This is a genomic window from Amycolatopsis sp. NPDC114504 (genome assembly GCF_055633595.1).
On record NZ_JBVKDU010000001.1, the window covers coordinates 109,518 to 127,544 of the forward strand.

The 18,027-nt window shown below is 71.5% G+C and carries 19 protein-coding genes; 10 read left to right on the forward strand and 9 right to left on the reverse strand.

The genetic code is table 11. The features are described 5' to 3' along the window. Positions 1 to 10: 10 nt before the first annotated feature. Together ligD and ACZ7PG_RS00605 are read right to left on the reverse strand one after the other, a co-directional pair. Positions 11 to 1,015: a non-homologous end-joining DNA ligase gene (ligD, locus tag ACZ7PG_RS00600; protein WP_470236953.1), complete on the reverse strand. Its 1,005-nt coding sequence runs from the start codon at positions 1,013 to 1,015 to the stop codon at positions 11 to 13. Next, positions 1,012 to 2,091, reverse strand: a complete 1,080-nt coding sequence (locus ACZ7PG_RS00605) for an ATP-dependent DNA ligase (RefSeq protein ID WP_470236954.1) — start codon at positions 2,089 to 2,091, stop codon at positions 1,012 to 1,014. The genes ligD and ACZ7PG_RS00605 overlap by 4 nt, the downstream gene beginning before the upstream one ends. Before the next feature lie 55 nt (positions 2,092 to 2,146). Between ACZ7PG_RS00605 and ACZ7PG_RS00610 the strand changes: the two genes are divergently transcribed. Together ACZ7PG_RS00610 and ACZ7PG_RS00615 are read left to right on the forward strand one after the other, a co-directional pair. Next, positions 2,147 to 2,653, forward strand: coding sequence for a DinB family protein (locus ACZ7PG_RS00610; protein WP_360475606.1), 507 nt, complete (start codon positions 2,147 to 2,149; stop codon positions 2,651 to 2,653). Beyond that, positions 2,653 to 3,576 carry a squalene cyclase gene (locus tag ACZ7PG_RS00615; RefSeq protein ID WP_470236955.1) on the forward strand — a complete coding sequence of 308 codons (924 nt, stop codon included), beginning with the start codon at positions 2,653 to 2,655 and terminating at the stop codon, positions 3,574 to 3,576. The genes ACZ7PG_RS00610 and ACZ7PG_RS00615 overlap by 1 nt, the downstream gene beginning before the upstream one ends. On the opposite strand, the gene ACZ7PG_RS00620 is transcribed toward ACZ7PG_RS00615, so the two are convergent. Beyond that, positions 3,573 to 4,733 (reverse strand): DUF1015 family protein, encoded by a 1,161-nt coding sequence (locus ACZ7PG_RS00620; protein ID WP_470236956.1) that lies wholly within the window; start codon positions 4,731 to 4,733, stop codon positions 3,573 to 3,575. The two genes, ACZ7PG_RS00615 and ACZ7PG_RS00620, sit on opposite strands and share 4 nt — an antisense overlap. 125 nt (positions 4,734 to 4,858) lie before the next feature. Between ACZ7PG_RS00620 and ACZ7PG_RS00625 the strand changes: the two genes are divergently transcribed. Further along, the gene (locus tag ACZ7PG_RS00625; protein WP_470236957.1) at positions 4,859 to 6,373 is read left to right on the forward strand and encodes an MDR family MFS transporter; all 1,515 of its coding nucleotides are present in this window, start codon (positions 4,859 to 4,861) and stop codon (positions 6,371 to 6,373) included. Here ACZ7PG_RS00625 and ACZ7PG_RS00630 read toward each other — a convergent pair. Together ACZ7PG_RS00630 and ACZ7PG_RS00635 are read right to left on the reverse strand one after the other, a co-directional pair. Further along, positions 6,370 to 7,260, reverse strand: coding sequence for a TIGR03854 family LLM class F420-dependent oxidoreductase (locus tag ACZ7PG_RS00630; RefSeq protein ID WP_470236958.1), 891 nt, complete (start codon positions 7,258 to 7,260; stop codon positions 6,370 to 6,372). The two genes, ACZ7PG_RS00625 and ACZ7PG_RS00630, sit on opposite strands and share 4 nt — an antisense overlap. A gap of 10 nt (positions 7,261 to 7,270) precedes the next feature. Beyond that, a complete protein-coding gene (locus ACZ7PG_RS00635) occupies positions 7,271 to 7,708 on the reverse strand; it encodes a MarR family winged helix-turn-helix transcriptional regulator (protein ID WP_470236959.1) in 438 nt (145 codons plus the stop codon). Between the two features lie 64 nt (positions 7,709 to 7,772). Between ACZ7PG_RS00635 and ACZ7PG_RS00640 the strand changes: the two genes are divergently transcribed. Further along, positions 7,773 to 8,165 (forward strand): DUF5313 domain-containing protein, encoded by a 393-nt coding sequence (locus ACZ7PG_RS00640; RefSeq protein ID WP_470236960.1) that lies wholly within the window; start codon positions 7,773 to 7,775, stop codon positions 8,163 to 8,165. 16 nt (positions 8,166 to 8,181) lie between these two features. Further along, positions 8,182 to 9,117: an RluA family pseudouridine synthase gene (locus ACZ7PG_RS00645; protein ID WP_470236961.1), complete on the forward strand. Its 936-nt coding sequence runs from the start codon at positions 8,182 to 8,184 to the stop codon at positions 9,115 to 9,117. A gap of 17 nt (positions 9,118 to 9,134) precedes the next feature. Here the strand turns inward: ACZ7PG_RS00645 and ACZ7PG_RS00650 are convergent, their stop codons facing one another. Then, complete coding sequence (locus ACZ7PG_RS00650) at positions 9,135 to 9,713, reverse strand: hypothetical protein (protein WP_470238973.1); 579 nt, start codon at positions 9,711 to 9,713, stop codon at positions 9,135 to 9,137. Between the two features lie 239 nt (positions 9,714 to 9,952). On the opposite strand from ACZ7PG_RS00650, the gene ACZ7PG_RS00655 reads away from it, so the two are divergent. Further along, complete coding sequence (locus ACZ7PG_RS00655) at positions 9,953 to 10,528, forward strand: dihydrofolate reductase family protein (protein WP_470236962.1); 576 nt, start codon at positions 9,953 to 9,955, stop codon at positions 10,526 to 10,528. A 34-nt stretch (positions 10,529 to 10,562) separates the two neighbouring features. Further along, the gene (locus ACZ7PG_RS00660) at positions 10,563 to 11,189 is read left to right on the forward strand and encodes an alpha-ketoglutarate-dependent dioxygenase AlkB (RefSeq protein ID WP_470236963.1); all 627 of its coding nucleotides are present in this window, start codon (positions 10,563 to 10,565) and stop codon (positions 11,187 to 11,189) included. A gap of 254 nt (positions 11,190 to 11,443) precedes the next feature. Here the strand turns inward: ACZ7PG_RS00660 and ACZ7PG_RS00665 are convergent, their stop codons facing one another. Further along, a complete protein-coding gene (locus ACZ7PG_RS00665; protein ID WP_470236964.1) occupies positions 11,444 to 12,721 on the reverse strand; it encodes a cytochrome P450 in 1,278 nt (425 codons plus the stop codon). 53 nt (positions 12,722 to 12,774) lie between these two features. Beyond that, on the reverse strand, positions 12,775 to 14,436 hold the full coding sequence (locus ACZ7PG_RS00670; protein ID WP_470236965.1) for a peptide-N4-asparagine amidase: 1,662 nt from the start codon (positions 14,434 to 14,436) through the stop codon (positions 12,775 to 12,777). A gap of 131 nt (positions 14,437 to 14,567) precedes the next feature. Here ACZ7PG_RS00670 and ACZ7PG_RS00675 point away from each other — a divergent pair, with 131 nt between their 5' ends. Continuing rightward, on the forward strand, positions 14,568 to 15,563 hold the full coding sequence (locus ACZ7PG_RS00675; protein ID WP_470236966.1) for a LacI family DNA-binding transcriptional regulator: 996 nt from the start codon (positions 14,568 to 14,570) through the stop codon (positions 15,561 to 15,563). 9 nt (positions 15,564 to 15,572) lie between these two features. On the opposite strand, the gene ACZ7PG_RS00680 is transcribed toward ACZ7PG_RS00675, so the two are convergent. Further along, entirely contained in the window at positions 15,573 to 16,190 is a 618-nt protein-coding gene (locus tag ACZ7PG_RS00680) for a hypothetical protein (RefSeq protein ID WP_470236967.1), read from the reverse strand. A gap of 193 nt (positions 16,191 to 16,383) precedes the next feature. Here ACZ7PG_RS00680 and ACZ7PG_RS00685 point away from each other — a divergent pair, with 193 nt between their 5' ends. Beyond that, positions 16,384 to 17,589, forward strand: coding sequence for an MFS transporter (locus tag ACZ7PG_RS00685; protein ID WP_470236968.1), 1,206 nt, complete (start codon positions 16,384 to 16,386; stop codon positions 17,587 to 17,589). Between the two features lie 2 nt (positions 17,590 to 17,591). Then, positions 17,592 to 17,990 carry a DUF4279 domain-containing protein gene (locus ACZ7PG_RS00690; protein WP_470236969.1) on the forward strand — a complete coding sequence of 133 codons (399 nt, stop codon included), beginning with the start codon at positions 17,592 to 17,594 and terminating at the stop codon, positions 17,988 to 17,990. The last annotated feature ends 37 nt before the right edge of the window (positions 17,991 to 18,027 follow it).

Below are 18,027 nucleotides of genomic sequence, written 5' to 3' on the forward strand. Positions count from 1 at the left end.
CGCAGCCACCTCACGCCTTCTTCGCCCGGCTCGGCGCGACCCGGGGCGGCTCGTTCGGCATCTTCGGGTACACCGGCGGCCACGGCGCGTCCATCAGCCCGTTCGCCAGGTCGCGTTCGGACATTTCCAGCAGCGGCGCGATCGACTGCGGCCGCTCCCCCGCCCCGGCCCACGGATCGCCGCGCTCGGCGACCCGGGCCGGCACCGTGCTGAGCGTGAACGCGTCGGGCTCGACGCCGTCCAGCTCGTCCCACGCGATCGGCGTGGACACCTGCCCGCTGACCCGCGGCCGCACGCACCACGTGCCGAACACGGTCTTGTGCGGCGCGTTCTGGTTGAAGTCGACGAACACGCGCGAGCCGCGCTCTTCCTTCCACCACTGCGCGGTGATCTTCTCCGGGTGCCGCCGCTCCAGGGCCCGCGCCAGCGCGACCGCCGCGGCCCGCACCTGGAAGCTGTCCCAGCGCGGCTCGAGCATCACGTACAGGTGCAGCCCCCGCGAACCGGACGTCTTCAGGTGGCCTTCGATGCCGTGCCCGGCCAGGAACTCCCGGGTCAGCAACGCGGCCTCGCGCAGGTCGTCGAACCCGATGCCGGGCGACGGGTCGAGGTCGACGCGCAGCTCGTCGGTCACCTCCGGCGTGTCGGCCAGGTAGGGCCAGACGTGGAAGCCGAGACAGCCCAGGTTCACCGCCCACAGGATGTGGGCCAGGTCCTTCGCGACCAGCGCGTCGCTCGTCGTGCCGTTCGGCGTCGAGACGACGGTGGTGCTCAGCCACGGCGGCGCGCCCTTGGGGACGCGTTTCTGGAACCAGTTCTTGCCGCCGGCGCCGTCCGGGTAGCGCTCCAGCAGCAGCGGGCGCCCGCCGAGCCGGGCGAGCAGCGGACCCGAGACGGCCCGGTAGTACTCGACGAGGTCGAGCTTCGTCTGCCCCCGCTCCGGGAAGTAGACCTTGTCCGGGCTGCTGATCTTGACCTCGACGCCGTCGACGTCGAGCAGCATCGCCTCGCTCATCTCGCCTCCCCGAACAGTCTCGCGAGCTCGGCGGGCGGCGCCTCGTCGAGCTGGGCGTACGTGCACGACTCCGGGGTGCGGTCGGGCCGGAACCGGACCAGCCGCCCGCCGTGGCGGAACCGGCCGCCCTGCAGGTGCTCGTAGCGGACCTCGGCCACCCACTCGGTCCGCAGCGGCTCCCAGGTCAGCTCCTTCTGCGGCGCCCACCGGCTGTTCGCGCCCGGCCGGCGCCCCGGCTCCGGTTCGTACTCGGCCCACGACCGCCACGGGTGGTTCTCGAGGGCGTTCTCGCGCAGCGGCGCCAGCTCGTCGACCAGCTCGGCCCGCCGCGCCTTGGTGAAGCTGCTCGCCACGCCGACGTGGTGCAGCACGCCGTCGTCGTCGAACAACCCCAGGAGCAGCGAGCCGATGCCGGCGCCGTCCTTGTGCCAGCGGAACCCGGTGACGACGCAGTCGGCCGTGCGCTCGTGCTTGACCTTCAGCATGACCCGCTTGTCCTGCTCGTACGGCAGGTCGGCGGGCTTGGCCATGACGCCGTCGAAGCCCGCGCCCTCGAACCGGGTGAACCAGTCTTCGGCCTGGGCGGGGTCGTCGCTCAGTGGAGTCAGGTGGACGCGCTGGAGGCCTTCGGCGTCGGTCCGGAGGATGCTTTCGAGCTGCTCGCGCCGCTCGCGGAACGGCGCTTCGGTGAGGTCGGTGTCGCCGAGGGCGAGCAGGTCGAAGGCGATGAAGCTGGCGGGCGTCTCCTCCGCGAGCTTGCGCACGCGCGAGGCCGCCGGGTGCAGCCGCAGCTGCAGCACCTCGAAGTCGAGGCCCTGGGGCGTGACCAGCACGATCTCGCCGTCCACGACGCAGCGGGGCGGCAGCGCGGCGGCCAGCAGCTCCACCAGCTCCGGGAAGTACCGGGTCAGCGGGCGGTCGTTGCGGGAGCCGAGCTCGATCTCGTCGCCGTCGCGGAACACGATGCAGCGGAACCCGTCCCACTTGGGCTCGTACAGCAGCCCCGGGTCACGAGGCACCTCGTGCACGGCTTTCGCGAGCATCGGCCGCACGGGCGGCATCACGGGCAAGTCCACGTCGGCGAGCTTAAATCACCGGTACGACATTTCTGAGCGTGATAGACACTGTCCGGTGACCACCGAACGTCCCGAACCACCGCTGGTCGGGGGCGAGCGCGAAATGCTGCGCACGTTCCTCGACTTCCACCGCGCCACCCTCGCCATGAAGTGCGACGGACTGTCCGACGAGGACCTCCGGCGGGCCTCGAGCCCGCCGTCCACGCTGACCCTGCTCGGCCTGGTCAAGCACATGGCCGAGGTCGAGCGCACCTGGTTCCGGCGGGTGATCAACGCCGAGGACATCCCGTTGCGGTGGTCGGCGGAGGGCGACTTCCAGGCCGCCTACGACGCGAGCACCTCGACGCGCGCGGAGGCGTTCGAGGCGTGGCAGGCCGAAGTGGAGCAATCCCGGAAGATCGAAGAGGCCGCCGAATCCCTCGACGTCACCGGGCACCAGGCGCGCTGGGGCGAAGACGTCTCGCTGCGACTGGTGATGCTCCACATGATCCACGAGTACGCGCGGCACAACGGACACGCCGACTTCCTGCGCGAAGCGATCGACGGCGTCACGGGGGCCTGATGGACGTGCTCGCCTGGCTGCTCGACTCCGACCCGGCCCTGCGCTGGCAGGTGGAGCGCGATCTGGCGGGCGAGCCACCGTCCGTTTGGGAGGCGACGCGGGCGCGGATCGCCACGGAGGGGTTCGGCGCGCGGCTGCTGGCGCTGCAGGACCCCGACGGCCAGTGGGCGGGCGGCGCGTTCTTCCCGGCGGGCTTCCAGGGCGGCGAGGCCCAGCCCTGGACGGCGACGACGTGGACGCTGAACTCGTTGCGCGAGTGGGGCCTCGACGCCGCGGCACTGCGGGGAACCGCGGCCTTGCTGGCCGAGAACAGCCGGTGGGAGTACGAAAACCTGCCCTACTGGGACGGCGAAGTCGACTGCTGCATCAACGCCTGGACGTTGGCGAACGGCGTCTGGCTCGGCGCGGACGTCTCCGGGATCGCCGACTGGTTCGTCGCGCACCGGCTGCCGGACGGCGGCTGGAACTGCGAGTGGGTCGAGGGGTCGACGCGCTCGTCGGTCCACTCGACACTCAACGCGCTGAAGGGCCTGCTCGCGTTCGAACGCGCGACCGGCGGCACCCCCGCTTCCCGGGAGGCCCGCCTCGCCGGTGAGGAGTACCTGCTGGAACGCGGCCTCTTCCGGCGGCTGTCGACGGGCGCGCCGATCGCGCCGTGGATGGGCGAGTTCTCGTACCCGATCCGCTGGCACTACGACGTGCTCAACGCGGCTTCGTACTTCCGGGACGCGGACCGGCCGGACCCGCGCATAGCGGAGGCCGTCGAGCTGATCCGCGCAGCGCGGCAGCCGGACGGCACGTGGATCCAGACCGAACGGCACACCGGCCGGGTGTGGTTCGAGGTCGACGTCCCGTCGGGCGAGCCGTCGAAGTGGCTGACGCTCCTGGCGACCCGGGTCCTGACCTGGTGGGACGCGCGCTAGAGCTCCGCCAGCACCAGCCCGCTGCGCGGCTTCGGCGTGAAGTAGGTGGCCTTGCGCGGCATCCGGCGGCCGGCCGCGTGCACCGCGAGCACGTCCGAATACCGCACCGGTGCCAGCAGGACCACGGCGTCCGCGTCGGCCGGCAGCGGACGGCCCGCGGGCAACGGCAGCACGCACGGCCCGTCGGGATCCACCCCGAGCGCTTCGGCGAACAGGACCCGCTCGACGATCTCGTGGTCGATCACCGGTGCCGCCCCCGGCAGCTCCGGGAGCGGGATCCGCAGCACCGCCGAGCCCGCGCGGACCACCACTTCGCCCGGCACGGGCACCGCGTGCTCGTCGTACCGGACGTCCAGGCCGGCCGCGCACCAGCGGGACACCAGGTCTTCCGGCCCGAGCCCGGTGCCGGTCAGAACCCGGTTGATCGCGCCGATCCGCAGCTGCGGACCCGCCGTGACCAGGGCGAGCAGCGCGCTGTGCCCGGCCGCCGTCGCGGCGGCGACCCGGTGGTTGCCGTCGGCGACCAGCAGCTCGGCCGCGGCGACCGCGGCCAGCAGCCGGCTCTGCAACGGCCCCGCCGGCACCACCCACAGCTCGTGCCGCCGCCCGGCCGCGTCCGAAGTGGACAGATCGGGCAGGCCGAGGCCGGCGCAGGCCCGTTCGACCTGCTCGGTCAGCAGGTCGCCGTCGGCCGCCGGGACGAGCATCGCCGCGCTCGTCGCGCAGCCCAGCCCCGCCAGCACGGCCGCGCGTTCGGCCACGACGTCGGCGTAGACGTCCTCGGTGTGCCGGACGCGCGCGGCGCCGTCGTCGGTCACCGCCGCCGGGTCGACCAGGCACAGCAGGCCGAGCGCCACGCCGTCCGGCCCTTCGATCCGGTAGGGCGCGACGACCTCGCGCACCGGCCGGTAGAACCGCTTGCGGAGCCGTTCGAGCACGGCCCGCGCGACCGGGACCGCGGCGGACAGGTCGAGCCCGCGCGCCAGCGCCGCGGGCGTGCGGGCCGGGTGCTGCACGGCCAGCAGGCTGTCCGCGGCGCCGGGCGCGGCCAGCGCCGCGACCACGCGCTCGGGTTCGGCGAACTCGTCGACGTCGGGGCCGGGCACCGCGTCGCGGACCACCCACCCCTGCCCGATCGGCCGGATCCAGTCGCTCATCCGACCCATCTTCCGGGATGCGCACTGTGACGGAAATTCACTGGGGTACCCGGCCCCCGGATGGAATGCTTAGGAGTGCAAAGTAGTTGACCTCAGTCGTGACCGCCCCGAGGAGCAGCCCGCCGATGACGAGCACCCCCGCCACCAGCGTGAAGGGGGTCGGTTTCCGGTCGGAGCGCGGCCCGGTGCTGATCGCGGTCATGCTGAGCACCGCCCTGGTCGCCCTGGACAGCACGATCATCGCGACCGCCGTCCCGTCGGTGGTGCGCGACCTCGGCGGGTTTTCGCAGTTCCCGTGGCTGTTCTCGGTCTACCTGCTGACCCAGGCGGTCACCGTCCCGCTCTACGGCAAGTTCGCCGACGTGCTCGGCCGCCGTCCGGTGATGTTCTTCGGGATCGCGGCGTTCCTGGTCGGCTCGGTGCTGTGCGGCGCCGCGTGGAGCATGCCGGTGCTGATCGCGGCGCGCGCGGTGCAGGGCATCGGCGCGGGCGCGATCCAGCCGATGTCGATGACGATCATCGGCGACCTCTACACGGTCGAGGAACGCGCCCGGGTGCAGGGCTACGTCGCGAGCGTCTGGGGCATCGCGTCGGTGGTCGGCCCGACGATCGGCGGCGTGTTCGCGGAGTACCTCGACTGGCGGTGGATCTTCTTCATCAACCTGCCGCTGGGCGCGATCGCGGCGCTGATGCTGGTCCGCAACTTCGCCGAGCGGGTGGAGCGCAAGCCCCACAAGGTCGACTACACGGGCGCGGCGCTGCTCACGATCGGCTGTTCGCTGGTGATCCTGGGCCTGCTCGAAGGCGGCGTGGCGTGGGCGTGGGGCTCGGTGCCGAGCGTGGCGATCTTCGTCACGGGCGTGGTCATGCTGGTGGCGTTCGTGCTGGTGGAAAAGCGGGCGGCCGAGCCGGTGCTGCCGCTGTGGGTGTTCACCCGCCGGATCCTGGTGGGCGGCAACCTGCTGGCCGTAGTGGTCGGCGCGGTCCTGATGGGGCTGACGTCGTACCTGCCCACGTACGCACAGGGCGTACTCGGCGCGGGAGCGCTGGTCGCGGGCTTCGCGGTGGCGGCGTTGACGGTCGGCTGGCCGATCTCGGCATCGTTGGCGGGCAAGATCTACCTGCGCATCGGCTTCCGCGACACGGCCCTGATCGGCACGGTGTTCGTGGTCGGCGGCGCGGTACTGGTGGCCCTGCTGGACGCGAGGTCGTCCCTGTGGGCGGCGGCGCTGGCGGCGTTCGTCCTGGGTCTAGGCCTGGGGTTGACGTCGAGCCCGACCCTGGTGGCGATCCAGTCGGTGGTGGGCTGGGACCGCCGAGGAGTGGTGACGGCGACGAACCTGTTCAGCAGGTCCCTGGGCAGCGCGGTGGGAGCGGCGGTGTTCGGCGCGATCGCGAACGCGACGCTGGCTTCGCGGTTTGCCTCGCCGCCGGCGGAGGTGGCGGGCAAGCTGCCACCTTCGGTGGACGCGACTTCGCTGGTGCTGGGCGACCATTCGGCGTCGCCGGTGGCGACGTTCGTCCGGGGGGCTTTGGCGGAGGCTACGCACTACGTGTTCGTCGGGCTGTTGGTGGTGGCGGCGGTTTCTGTGGTTGCGTTGCTGCTGATGCCGCGGAAGGCGGAGCAGCTGGAGTTCTAGCGGCCGTAGTTCTGCAGCGGCACCAGCTCGGCCTGGAACTTCTCCAGGAACCCGTCGAAATCCCCGTGCCCCGGCCGGATCACGAACTTCGACAGCCCCGCCTCGATGTACTCCTCCACCAGCCGCCGGGCCTCGGGCCAGCTGGTCGCCACCAGCTCCGAAACCGGCACCCCCGGACTCCGCCGAGCCGCCACCGCCGCCAGCTCCGCGGGCACCCCACGATCCGCCACCACCAGGCTCAGCCCGAAGTGATCCTCCTCGATCTCCCGACCCGCCTCCGCGGCAGCGGCCTGGATCGCCACAACGGCCGCCCGCGCCTGCGACGGCGTGTGAAAACTCCCCAGCCACCCATCGGCCAGCCGTCCCGTACGACGCACCGCGGCCGGTGCCGACCCGCCCAGCCAGACGTCCAGGCGCTTCGCCGGACGCGGCCCCAGCGAAACGTCCGAAACCTCGAAGAACGAACCCGAGAACGACACCGAGTCCTCCTCCAGCAGCCGCCGCAGAAGCACGAGCGACTCGTCGAACACCGCCGCCCGGCGACCGGCCGGCACCGGGAACAAGTCATGCTCCGTCGCACGCGCCGGGCGCAACCCGAACACCGGCAGCACCCGCTTGGGCGCCAGCCCCGCCAACGTCAGCAGCTGCTTCGCCACCAGCACCGGGTGCCGCCCCGGCAGGATCGCGACGCCCGTGCCGACCTTGAGCTTCGACGTCCGGGCCAGCGCGTGCGCCATGCCGATCATCGGGTCGACCTCGGGCGAGTACACCAGCTCGGACAGCCACAGCGAGTCGACGCCGGCGCTCTCCAGCCGTTCCGCCAGGCCGGCGAACTCCGCCGGTCCGGTGCCCGCCGCCGGGGCGACGCCCAGCCTGATCTTCAGCACACTGCCCCCTTCAAGCCGTCGCCGCGATGACCCGGGACAGCACGCCGTGCAGCGCCTCCAGCTCGGAGACCTCCATCCCCAACGCTTCCACCACGCGGTACGGGATCTTCTCCGCCTCGGCCCGCAACGCGCGCCCGGACTCCGTCAGCTCGACGATCAGCTGGCGTTCGTCCGCCCGGCTCCGCCTGCGCGTGACGTACCCCAGCGCCTCCAGCCGCTTGAGCAGCGGCGACAGCGTCGCCGGCTCGTGCCGCAGCGACGTGCCCAGGTCCTTCACCGACCGCGGCGAGCGCTCCCACAGCGCGAGCATCACCAGGTACTGCGGATGGGTCAGGCCGTACGGCTCCAGCAGCGGCCGGTAGATCGCGATCACGCTGCGCGAAGCCACCGACAGTGCGAAACACACCTGCCGGTCGAGCTTCAGGGGGTCCTCACCCAGGTCGATCATGGCGCGATCCTAACGTGGCCCACGAGACAATTAGTACACTAACTATTAGTGTACACTGGAACCCATGGAACGACCTGGTGCACTCCGCTGGCTCGGTTACGCCATCGGCGTCAAACTTCCGGACCGCTACAAGGACTGGGCCCTGCACGACGCGACGTCGAAGCACTGGCGAGCCCGGTACGTGTCCCAGCGGTCGGTCGGCATCGTGCCCCTCTGCGCGGTGTGGCTGCTGCTGCCCGGCTCGATCTGGCTGCGCCTCTCACTGGTCCTCATGGCCGCGCTCGTCGCGTACTTCTACTCCTGCGCCTACATGGAGGAGAGCATCGAGCACCGGCTCGGCCGGCAGGGCTTCCCGCACCACACCGGCCGCCACGTCCGGGCCGCGGCGGCCGAGGCGAAGAACGCCGAGGCGACGGCCCGCTACATCGCGCGCTACCGGACGCCGTCGGAGGGTTAGCTACAGTCGGGGGACGATGAGACGCAAGCTCCGGCCCCCGATCCCGCCCCGCCACGGGCTGGAGCCCGCCCGGCTGAAACTGCCCGACGGCGAGTGGCCCACCCTGCTGGCGCACCTCGTCGACCGCCTTCCGCGCGTGACGCCGGACCGGATCGAGCAGATGCTGCGCGAGGAGCGCATCCACGGCACCGACGGCCCGCTCGCCGCCGACGAGCCGTACGCGCCCGGCTCGTTCATCTGGTTCCACCGCGACCTGCCGGACGAGGTGCCGGTGCCGTTCGCCATCCGCGTCGTGCACCGCGACGAGCACCTGCTGGTCGTCGACAAGCCGCACTTCCTGGCGACCATCCCGCGCGGGCAGCACATCCTCGAGACGGCGCTCGTGCGCTTGCGCCGCGACCTCGACCTCCCGCACCTCTCCCCCGCGCACCGCCTCGACCGCGTCACCGCCGGGCTGGTGATGTTCGTGATCACGCCGGAGCTGCGCGGGAAGTACCAGACGCTCTTCCGCGACCGGAAGGTGCACAAGGAGTACGAGGCGATCGCGCCGTACGACCCGGCGCTGGAGCTGCCGCGGACCGTGCGCAGCCGGATCGTCAAGGAACGCGGCGTACTGGCGGCGCAGGAGGTGCCGGGCGAACCGAACGCCGAGACCTACGTCGAGCTGGCCGGGCACCGCGACGGGCTGGGTCACTACCGGCTGGTGCCCTCGACCGGGCGGACGCACCAGCTGCGCGTGCACCTGAGCGGCCTCGGCGTCCCGATCCTCGGCGACGACTTCTACCCCGAACTGCGGGACAAGCCCCTCGGGGACTTCACGAAACCCCTGCAGCTGCTGGCCAAGGTCCTCGCGTTCGACGACCCGCTCACCGGGACGCACCGCCGGTTCACCAGCGGGCTGCGGCTGGCCGCCCGCGACGGCCTCGACGCGTGGGCGGCGCCCCCGGCCTGAACCGGAGGCGCCGGCCGCTACTTGTGCCAGAACTTGACGCCGCTCCACGTCACGGTGATCGGCCCCGCGCCGCTGGCGGTGCGGTAGCTGCCGAACTTGTCGTAGTAGCTGCCGCCCGGGCTCGAGATCGTCTGCTTCAGCGAGCCGTTGATGTACACCTTGTGCGAGCTGCCGACCTGGTTGATCGTGTTGACCCGCACCGACGTCCCGACGGTCGCGCCGCTGCCCAGCGTCGCTCCGCCTTCGACGGCGTACATCCGGCCGCCCTTCTCGACGGCCAGCAGGAAGTACGGGCCGGCGCTCGAGCCGTCCCGGAACGTCTGCTTGAGACTGATCCGGGAGCCGGTCATGCTGGTGATCTTGAAGGAGCCCTCGAACTGGTGGGTGCCACCGGAGTAGGTGGCGTAGCGGCGTTCCGCCCGCTGTTCACCGCTGCCCGTTGAGCAGGTCAGCTTGAAGGTGAGGCCGGAGACGTCGCCGCACCCTTTTTCCTGCGTGTTGAAGCTCGGCGAGTCCGAAGTCCAGGACCCATCACCGACCTGGGCGTCCGCGTTCGGGACCAGGACCGCGAGCCCCGTCACGACCGCCGCGAGCACGCCCGCGCCGCGAAGTCTGCGCACCGTCGACCTCCTGTGTCACTCGAGGCGGCGGTGCCCGGACACAGGTTCAGACCTTTGTCCGGCGTGGGTGTGACTGTACGAGCCGGGGCGGCCGCGGACAAGACCCACTTCAGTGCCGGGAAGTGCGTCGGAAGTTTTCCGCGCGGCGTTGTCGAATCCGGCCGCCGCCGTTCGACACACTGGTGAACGCACCCAAGATCGACCTAGGAGCACCCATGCGCACCCTGATCTCCACCTCGTTCGTCTCGCTCGACGGCGTCGTCGAAGGGCCCGGCGGAGAGCCGGGCTACCGCAACTCGGGCTGGACCTTCAAGGACATCGAGTTCGACCCGGCCGCCTACGCCATGAAGGGCACCGAGCAGGAGGAAGCGACGGCGCTGCTGCTGGGCCGGGTCAGCTACGAGGCGTTCGCGCCGGTGTGGCCGGGCATGACGGTCGAGTTCGCGGCCTACAACGCGATGCCGAAGTACGTCGTGTCGACCACGCTCCAGGAGTCCGACCTGGTGACGAACTGGGGCGAGACGACGATCCTCCGCTCGCTGGACGACGTCGCGGCGCTCAAGGAGACCGAAGGCGGGCCGATCATCGTCAACGGCAGCGCCGCGCTGAACCGCGCGCTCGCCGACGCCGGCCTGGTCGACCGCTACCACCTGCTGGTGTTCCCGGTGCTGCTCGGCGCGGGAAAGCGGCTGTTCAGCGAGACCGACAAGGACAAGCAGGCCCTGAAGCTCGTCGAGAGCGAGTCCTACGGCAACGGGATCCAGAAGCTCGTCTACGCCGTGATTCACTAGAACAGGTGTTCGATCTTGGTGTAGGCTGGAGACCATGAACGCGGGTCTCCAGTCTTCCCTGTTCGGCACCGAGGGCGCGATCGCGCTGCGCCCGCTCGCGCCCGAGCGGACCGACCTCGGCTCGGGCGCGTGGGTGGACGTCCAGCCGGGCTGGCTCGAAGGCGCCGACGAGCTGTTCGCGGCGCTGGTCGAGGGCGTGCCGTGGCAGGCGGAGAAGCGGAAGATGTACGACCGCGTCGTCGCCGTGCCGCGGCTGCTGAGCTATTACCGCGAGAGCGTGCCGCTCCCCCACCCGGCGCTGGTGGCAGCGCGGGACGCGCTGAGCAAGCACTACTTGCGGGAGCTGCGCGAGCCGTTCCGCACGGCGGGCCTGTGCTACTACCGCGACGGCCGCGACAGCGTGGCCTGGCACGGCGACCGCATCGGCCGCGGTGCCCGCGAAGACACGATGATCGCGATCCTGTCGGTCGGCGCGGCCCGCAACCTGGCGCTGCGGCCTCGCGGCGGCGGCGGGAAGACGCTGGGCCGGCCGTTGGGGCACGGCGATTTGCTGGTGATGGGCGGGAGTTGCCAGCGGACTTGGGAGCACTCGGTTCCGAAGACCGCGAAGGCTGTTGGGCCGCGGATCAGCATTCAGTTTCGGCCCCGTGGGGTGAACTGAGGTAGTTCGCCCGCCGGGACCGGGGCGGGCGGGCAGGGTCTCGCCGGCGAACCGGCGCTCTCGGTCCACTTAGGACCACCCCGCCCCCGCGGGATGGCCGGGTGCACAGCCTCGCCGGATCGCCCCGAGTGCGCCCGAAGAGGACATTGTCAGCCTCGCCGCCGCGCTGCGGGGTGAGTTCGGGAAGGCCCAGTTCACCACACGCACCGCCGGCAGCGAGCTGTTCGTGAACCCGCTGGTGGGTGTCTACAACTTCAGTCCACCAGGACCGGCAGCTCGTCCAGTCCGTACACAATGGACACCTTGCGGAACGAAAGCTCCTCCGCCGGCACCGCGAGGCGCAGGTTCGGGAAGCGGCGGACCAGGGCCGGGTACGCCGTGCGCAGCTCCATGCGGGCCAGCTCCGCGCCGATGCAGCGGTGGATTCCGTAGCTGAACGCCAAGTGTGACGTCGGCTCGCGGGTGGCGTCGAACTTCTCCATGTCCGCGCCCAGCTTCGCGTCGCGGTCGGCCGCCGACAGCGACACCAGCACGATGTCGCCCTCGGAGATCCGCTCGCCGCCGATCTCCATGTCCTCCTTGGCGAACCGGGGGAACGCCATCTGCACCACCGTCAGGTAGCGCAGCAGCTCCTCGACGAACTTGTGCACGGACTGCTCGTCGCCGCGGACCGCGTCGAACGCCTTCTCGTCGCGCAGCAGCACCAGTGCGCCGAGCGCGAGCATGCTGGCCGTCGTCTCCAGGCCGCCGGTCAGGACGCCGTCGGCGAGGCCGGCCAGCTCGCGGTCCGAGATCTCGTCGCCGTGTTCCTTGATCAGCATGCCGAGCAGGCCGTCGCCGGGCTCTTCCCGCTGCTTCTTCACGATGTCGAGCAGGTACGTCAGCGACTCCGACATCGCGCCGAGCGATGCGCTCGCGCCGCCGAACAGGTCGAAGCGCGCGGTGCCCAGCCGCTGGAAGTCCTCGCGGTCCTCGTAGGACACGCCGAGCAGCTCGCAGATCGTCAGCGACGGGATCGGCAGCGCGAACGCCCGCCACAGGTCGACCGGGCCCTCGGTCTTGGCCATCGCGTCGAGCTGCTCGGTGACGATCTCGTCGATGCGCGGGGTCAGCCGGTTGAGCCGGCGCATGGTGAACTCCGGCGTGAGCAGCTTGCGCAGCCGGGTGTGCACCGGCGGGTCCGCGAACCCGAGCCCGCCCGGGTTCTGGTCCTCGGTCACCCCGGCGCTGCCCACCAGGTTGGTGAAGTCCGTGGAGAACTCCGTCACCTTGCCCAGCACGGCCTTCGCCTCGTCGTAGCCCGTGACCAGCCAGGCGTTCATCCCGAACGGCAGGTCGAGCTTGCTGATCGGCGCCTCGGCCCGGATCGCGCCGATCTCGGCGACCGGGTCGAGCCCGTCACGCCGGAGCGGCCGCAGCGCCGCCTCGGGCAGGAAGGACGACATCTTTTCGAGGTCGAAGCCCTTTTTCGACTGCCGCGCGAGATACCGACGCCCGACCCAGCCCAGGACCCGTGAGCGGAGACTCCCCATGGAAACGACACTACCGCACTAGCCCGATCGGGTGAGGCACCGCGAGAGCTGTTTCACCTCCTGGGCGGGAGCTCCCGGTTCTCCGTGATCAGCCCGTGCTCGCTCGCGACGTAGTGGAAGTACGGCCGGCCGGCGTCGTCGGAGCCGGCGAACGACGTGCGCGAACGCCCGTCGGCCTCGGTGTTGACGCCGTTCGTGCGGGCCAGCACACCCGAGGAGCTCAGCCACTCGCTCGACGCGCGGACCGGGCGCCACCCCCGCCCGTCGCCGGTGAGGTCGGCGAGGGTCTGCGTCATCTCGGCCGAGCCGGAGATCCGCAGGTTCTGGTCGTCGGTGATGGCCGCGGTCGCGTCGGTGGTCAGCAGGTAGGACCAGGTGTGCCGCGCCGCCGAGCGCACCCGGCCGTCCACAGTGGACGTCGACGTCTGCTGTCCCGAGTCGCCCTGCACGACGTGCTGGGTGAAGCCGCCGCCGGTGACGTCGTCGCTGTTGCGGTAGTCGCGGGTGCGCTCGACGCGGGAGTACACGCGGCCCGCGGAGGTGTCGACGTAGCCCGCGGTGACGTCGTGGCGCTTCGCCGTCACCGTCACGTTCACGCCGTCCTTGATGTCCTTGACCGTTTCGTGCCGCACCGGCGCCGCCGCGACGTCGTGCTGGGTCAGGGCGCCGGACGTCCGCGCGGCGTTTTTGTCGGTGTAGAGCAGTAGCGTCGGGACGACGGTGAACTCACCGCCGATGTCCGGGAAGGAGAAGGAGAGATCGTGCGCACCGCCGTCCACGAGCCGGCCCGCGAACGGCGTGATGTCGTAGGTCTCGGCCTGCAGGCTGAAGGTGTCGATCGCGACGATCGGCCGCCACAGCTGCGGCACGATCCCGCCGGAGTAGATGTGCGGGAAGGTGAACGCGCTGCCGGCGGGTGTCCCGTCGAGCGCGAAGTTCGCTTCGCGGTAGGGGCCCTTGCCGCAGAGCCCGGCCGCCGGGTACTTCGCCGACACCGCGTCCGGGACGTCGTCGAACCACTGCTCGTCGCACGCGTGGCCTTCGAGGGTGACCTCGAGGTAGGCGCGGGTGATGTTGCGCGGCAGGTCCTTCGCGCTGAAGTGCACCGTCGGCGCCGCGGGCGTCGCGTCGACGTGCCCGAACCCGGCGACGTGGTCGGGGGTCTCGGGCGCGGGGTGCCGCCGGTCGGCCTGGTAGTAGGTGAGCGTCACGGTCTGGGCGTACACACCGGTGTAGATCGGCGAGTTGTAGTTCTCGATGCCGCCGTGGAAGGGCTGCGGCGTGCGCAGCAGCGCGCTGTAGGGCGTGAGGTCCTTGTCGAAGTGGTACGTGATCGCCCGGTTGCCCTCGCCGCTGGGCTCCTCGGTCGTGCCCCACCAGACTTCGGTGGTGCCGATCCGCAGGTCGCCGATCCGGTCGTACTGCCGGCCGCTGACGGTCACGGTCTGGTCCAGCACGACCTTCGCCCACGGGCCGGGGCAGGCCTTCGGCGGCGCGAGCGTGCCTTCGTAGAACTGCGGGGTGCCGTCGGCGGTGTTGGAGCGGAAGGCGTCGGCGAGCGTGACGCTGCAGTGCACTGTGTCCGGCCGGGTGACGGCCGGCGCGGCCGGCACCGGGTCGTCGGTGTCGTGTTCCAGGACGGGATCGGCCGCGGCGACCGCCCCGGAGAGCACCCACGCCAGCACCAGCGACAGGACGATCGTGAAGATCCGCACCCGGACTCCTCCCAGTGGCACGCACACCGCCCGCGAAGCCTAGTGCCGCGATCATCCGACGAAGGGCGGGAATCAGCGTCTGAAACGTTTCAGATCGTGATAGGCTCACGCTTTCTCTGCGAGGGGGTGCTTTGGTCGGCATCAAGGACGTCGCCAAGCGGGCCGGTGTCTCGATCGGCACGGTGTCCAATGTGGTCAACCGGCCGCACGTGGTCGCGGTGGCGACCCGGAACCGCGTGCTGTCGGTGATCGAAGAGCTCGGCTACGTCCGCGACGAGTCGGCGCGGCAGCTGCGCGCCGGCCGCAGCCGGATCATGGGGCTGCTCGTGCTCGACCTCGGCAACCCGTTCTTCGTCGACGTCGCCCGCGGCGCCGAGCAGGCCGCGCACGCCGAGGGCCTCAACATCATCACCTGCAACAGCGGCCAGCGGTCCGACCTCGAAGCGTCCTACCTGGCGATGTTCGCCGAACAGCGGGTCCGCGGCGTGCTGCTGAGCCCGGTCGGGACCTCCGGCGAGGCCCTGCGCGCGTTCCGCCGCAGCGGCACGCCGTACGTGTTCGTCGACCGCAAGGCGCCGACGACCGAGGCGAGCTCGGTCGCGGTGGACGACATCGCGGGCGGCGCCCTCGCGGCGCGCCACCTCCTGGAGACCGGCCACCGGCGCATCGCGTTCGTCAACGGCCCCGCGATCCTCGCCCAGTGCCGCGACCGCGAACAGGGCGTCCGCACGGCGCTGGAGAACTCCGGAGTGGAGCTGACGGTCCTGGAGGCGATCGGCCTCGACGTCTCGTCGGGCCGCGACGCGGGTGCCCGCCTGCTCGGCACGAGCCCCCGCCCGACGGCGGTGTTCTGCGCCAACGACCTGCTCGCGCTGGGGGTGCTGCAGGCCATGGTCGGCGCCGGCGTCCGCATCCCGGAGGAGATGGCGATCGTCGGCTACGACGACATCGAGTTCGCGGGCGCGGCGGCGGTCCCGCTGACCTCGGTCCGCCAGCCCGCCCAGCGCCTCGGCCGCACGGCGGCGGAGCTCCTGCTGAACGAGACGGCGGACACGACGGTGGAGCACCAGGCCGTGGTGTTCACGCCCGAGCTGGTCGTGCGCGAGTCGACCCGGGTGCGCCGCTGAACCCGCGGCTCACGTCGTGGCGAACAGCCGGTAGTTCAAGACCAGGTACCCGGTGTGGTCGCTGGACGTCTTGACGTCGTTGCAGCTGACCCAGCCCACCTGGCCTTCGGAGGTCCGCACGCAGAACTGGCTCCCGGCCGACAGCACGACCTGGCCGCCCGGGGCCGGCTTGTCGTTGGCCACGGCTTTGGGACAGGCGACGCTCGCCGTGTTCTCGCCGCCGTTGTAGTAGTACATCGCCGAGCGGCCGACCAGGAGCCCCGGATCGGCGAAGTACAGGTCGAAGTCCCCGTTCGGGCCGCTGGTTTCCACGGCCCGGGCATCCGTCGCGTCGATGTCGACCCCGGTGCCGGATTCGAGCCGCACCTGGGCGGACACGTCGCTCGCCTGCGCCGCGCCGGTGGACGCGGGCGGCGGCGCGGTCCCGGGCTTGGTGGCCGTGACGGTGACCGTCCGCGGCGGGGCACTGGCCACGCCCTGGTCGTTGCCGACCTTGTAGGCCGCGAAGAGGCCCCCGATCAACGCGGCGATGACCGTGGCCATGGCGGTGATCAGCGTGCCACGACGGTTGATGCGCGCTGCCTGGACGGTCGGATCGACCTGCTCGCGTTCGCTTCGCCTGCGCAACTTGTCCCCTTCGGATCCGGACCGGCCGCGCCCGGCGACCGGGGAACTACCGGGGTGAGTCTCGAATTCGCGGTCCGCCGTTACGGCACCGCGACTCGGCCCGGGTGCGTCGCGGAGCGTGATCGACGCCTCCGGAAAATAGTTTGGCTTGCTTACGACTTTTCGGCACACTGCCGATCATGGGGCGGCGCGCGTGACGAACAGGTGGGTGCGGCTGCAGGCCGTCGCGGTGTCCGGTTCGTCCGCCGAAGGGCTGATGCTCGCGGCACTTCCGCTGCTCGCCGTGTCGATCACCACCGACCCGCGGGAGATCTCGCTCGTCGGCATCGCCGGGCAGGCGCCGTGGCTGCTGCTGTCCCTCTTCGCCGGGGTGCTCATCGACCGCGTCCGGCGGACCGCCGTGCTCGCCTGGGCCTACGCCGTGCAGGTCGGGGCCGCCCTCGTGCTCGCCGCGGTCGCGTCGGCCGGGCTGCTCAGCCTGCCCGTGCTGCTCGTCGTCGCCTTCGTCGTCACCACCGCGCAGGTGCTCGGGGACGGCGCCAGCGGGGCGCTCGTGCCCGAGCTCGTCGAGCCGGACCGGCTCGCCCACGCCAACGCGCGCCTCACCGTGATCGACCGGGGTGTCGTGCAGTTCGTCGTGCCGCCGCTGACCGGGTTCCTGATCGCCGTCGGCGCGGGCGCTCCGGCGTGGCTGGCCGCCGGCTGCGCGCTGGCCGCGCTCCTCATGGCGCGGCGCATCCCGTCCGAGTCGCGAACCATGGCGCGGACCCATCCGCTGCGGGACCTCTCGGCCGGGCTCACGCACCTGGTCCGGACGCCGCTGCTGCGCTCGATCACGATCAACGTCGCGCTCGGCTCGTTCGCCGCCAGTGCCGGCAACTCGATGATGGTGCTCTACGCGACGCAGGTGCTGCACGTCGGTTCGGTCGGCTACGGCCTGCTGCTCGCCTGCCTGGCGGTCGGCTGGGTGGCGTCGTCGTTCTTCGTGCAGAAGATCGTCGACCGGTTCGGGTACTCGTGGTCGATGCGGGGCGCGCAGAGCCTCGGCGCGGTGGCGCCGCTGCTGCTGGCCGTGCTGCCGCCGTGGCCGCCGCTGATCGGCGCGGTGCTGGTCTTCCTGACCTCGACGGTGCTGGTCTGGAACGTCTGCTCGCAGTCCAGCCGCCAGCGCTTCACCCCGGCGCCGCTGCTCGGCCGGGTGCTGACCAGCCACCGCGCGCTGGCCTGGGGCCTGACGCCGCTGGGCGCGCTGACCGGCGGCCTGGTCGCGGCGCACTGGAGCCTGCGGGGTGTGTGGGTGGTGGTGGCCGCGATCCAGGCGGTCAGCGCGGTGCTGGTGTGGTTCCAGCTCTCCCCCGAAGCGTTCCGCCGCACCGAACTCGCCACCGCCGGGGCTTAGCCGTGCGCACCGCGGCGACCTACCGGATCTTCGGCGGACCCGGGCTGACGGCCGCCGAGGTCACCCGGCGGCTCGGCGTCCGCCCGACGACCGCGGCCGAAGCCGGGACGCCGGTGAGCCGGCGATCGAGCGCGGTCCGCGCGGAATCGCTGTGGTGCCTCTCGACGTCCACCGCGGACGCCGAGCCGGCCGCGCACCTCAGGCAGGTGCTGGACGTCCTCGAGCCGTGCCGGGCCGAGCTGTGGGCGCTGGCCGAGGCCGGCTACCGGGCCGGCCGGTTCTGCCTGGTCGCGTCCCACGCCACCGAGCACGCGGTCGAACTGGATCGCGGGCTGCTCGCGCGGATCCTCTCGCTGCCCGGCGAGCTGCTGCTCGACGTCTGCGGCGACGACACGGGGTGAAGACGCGGAGTGAAACCGGGTGGCGCACCGGGTCGGG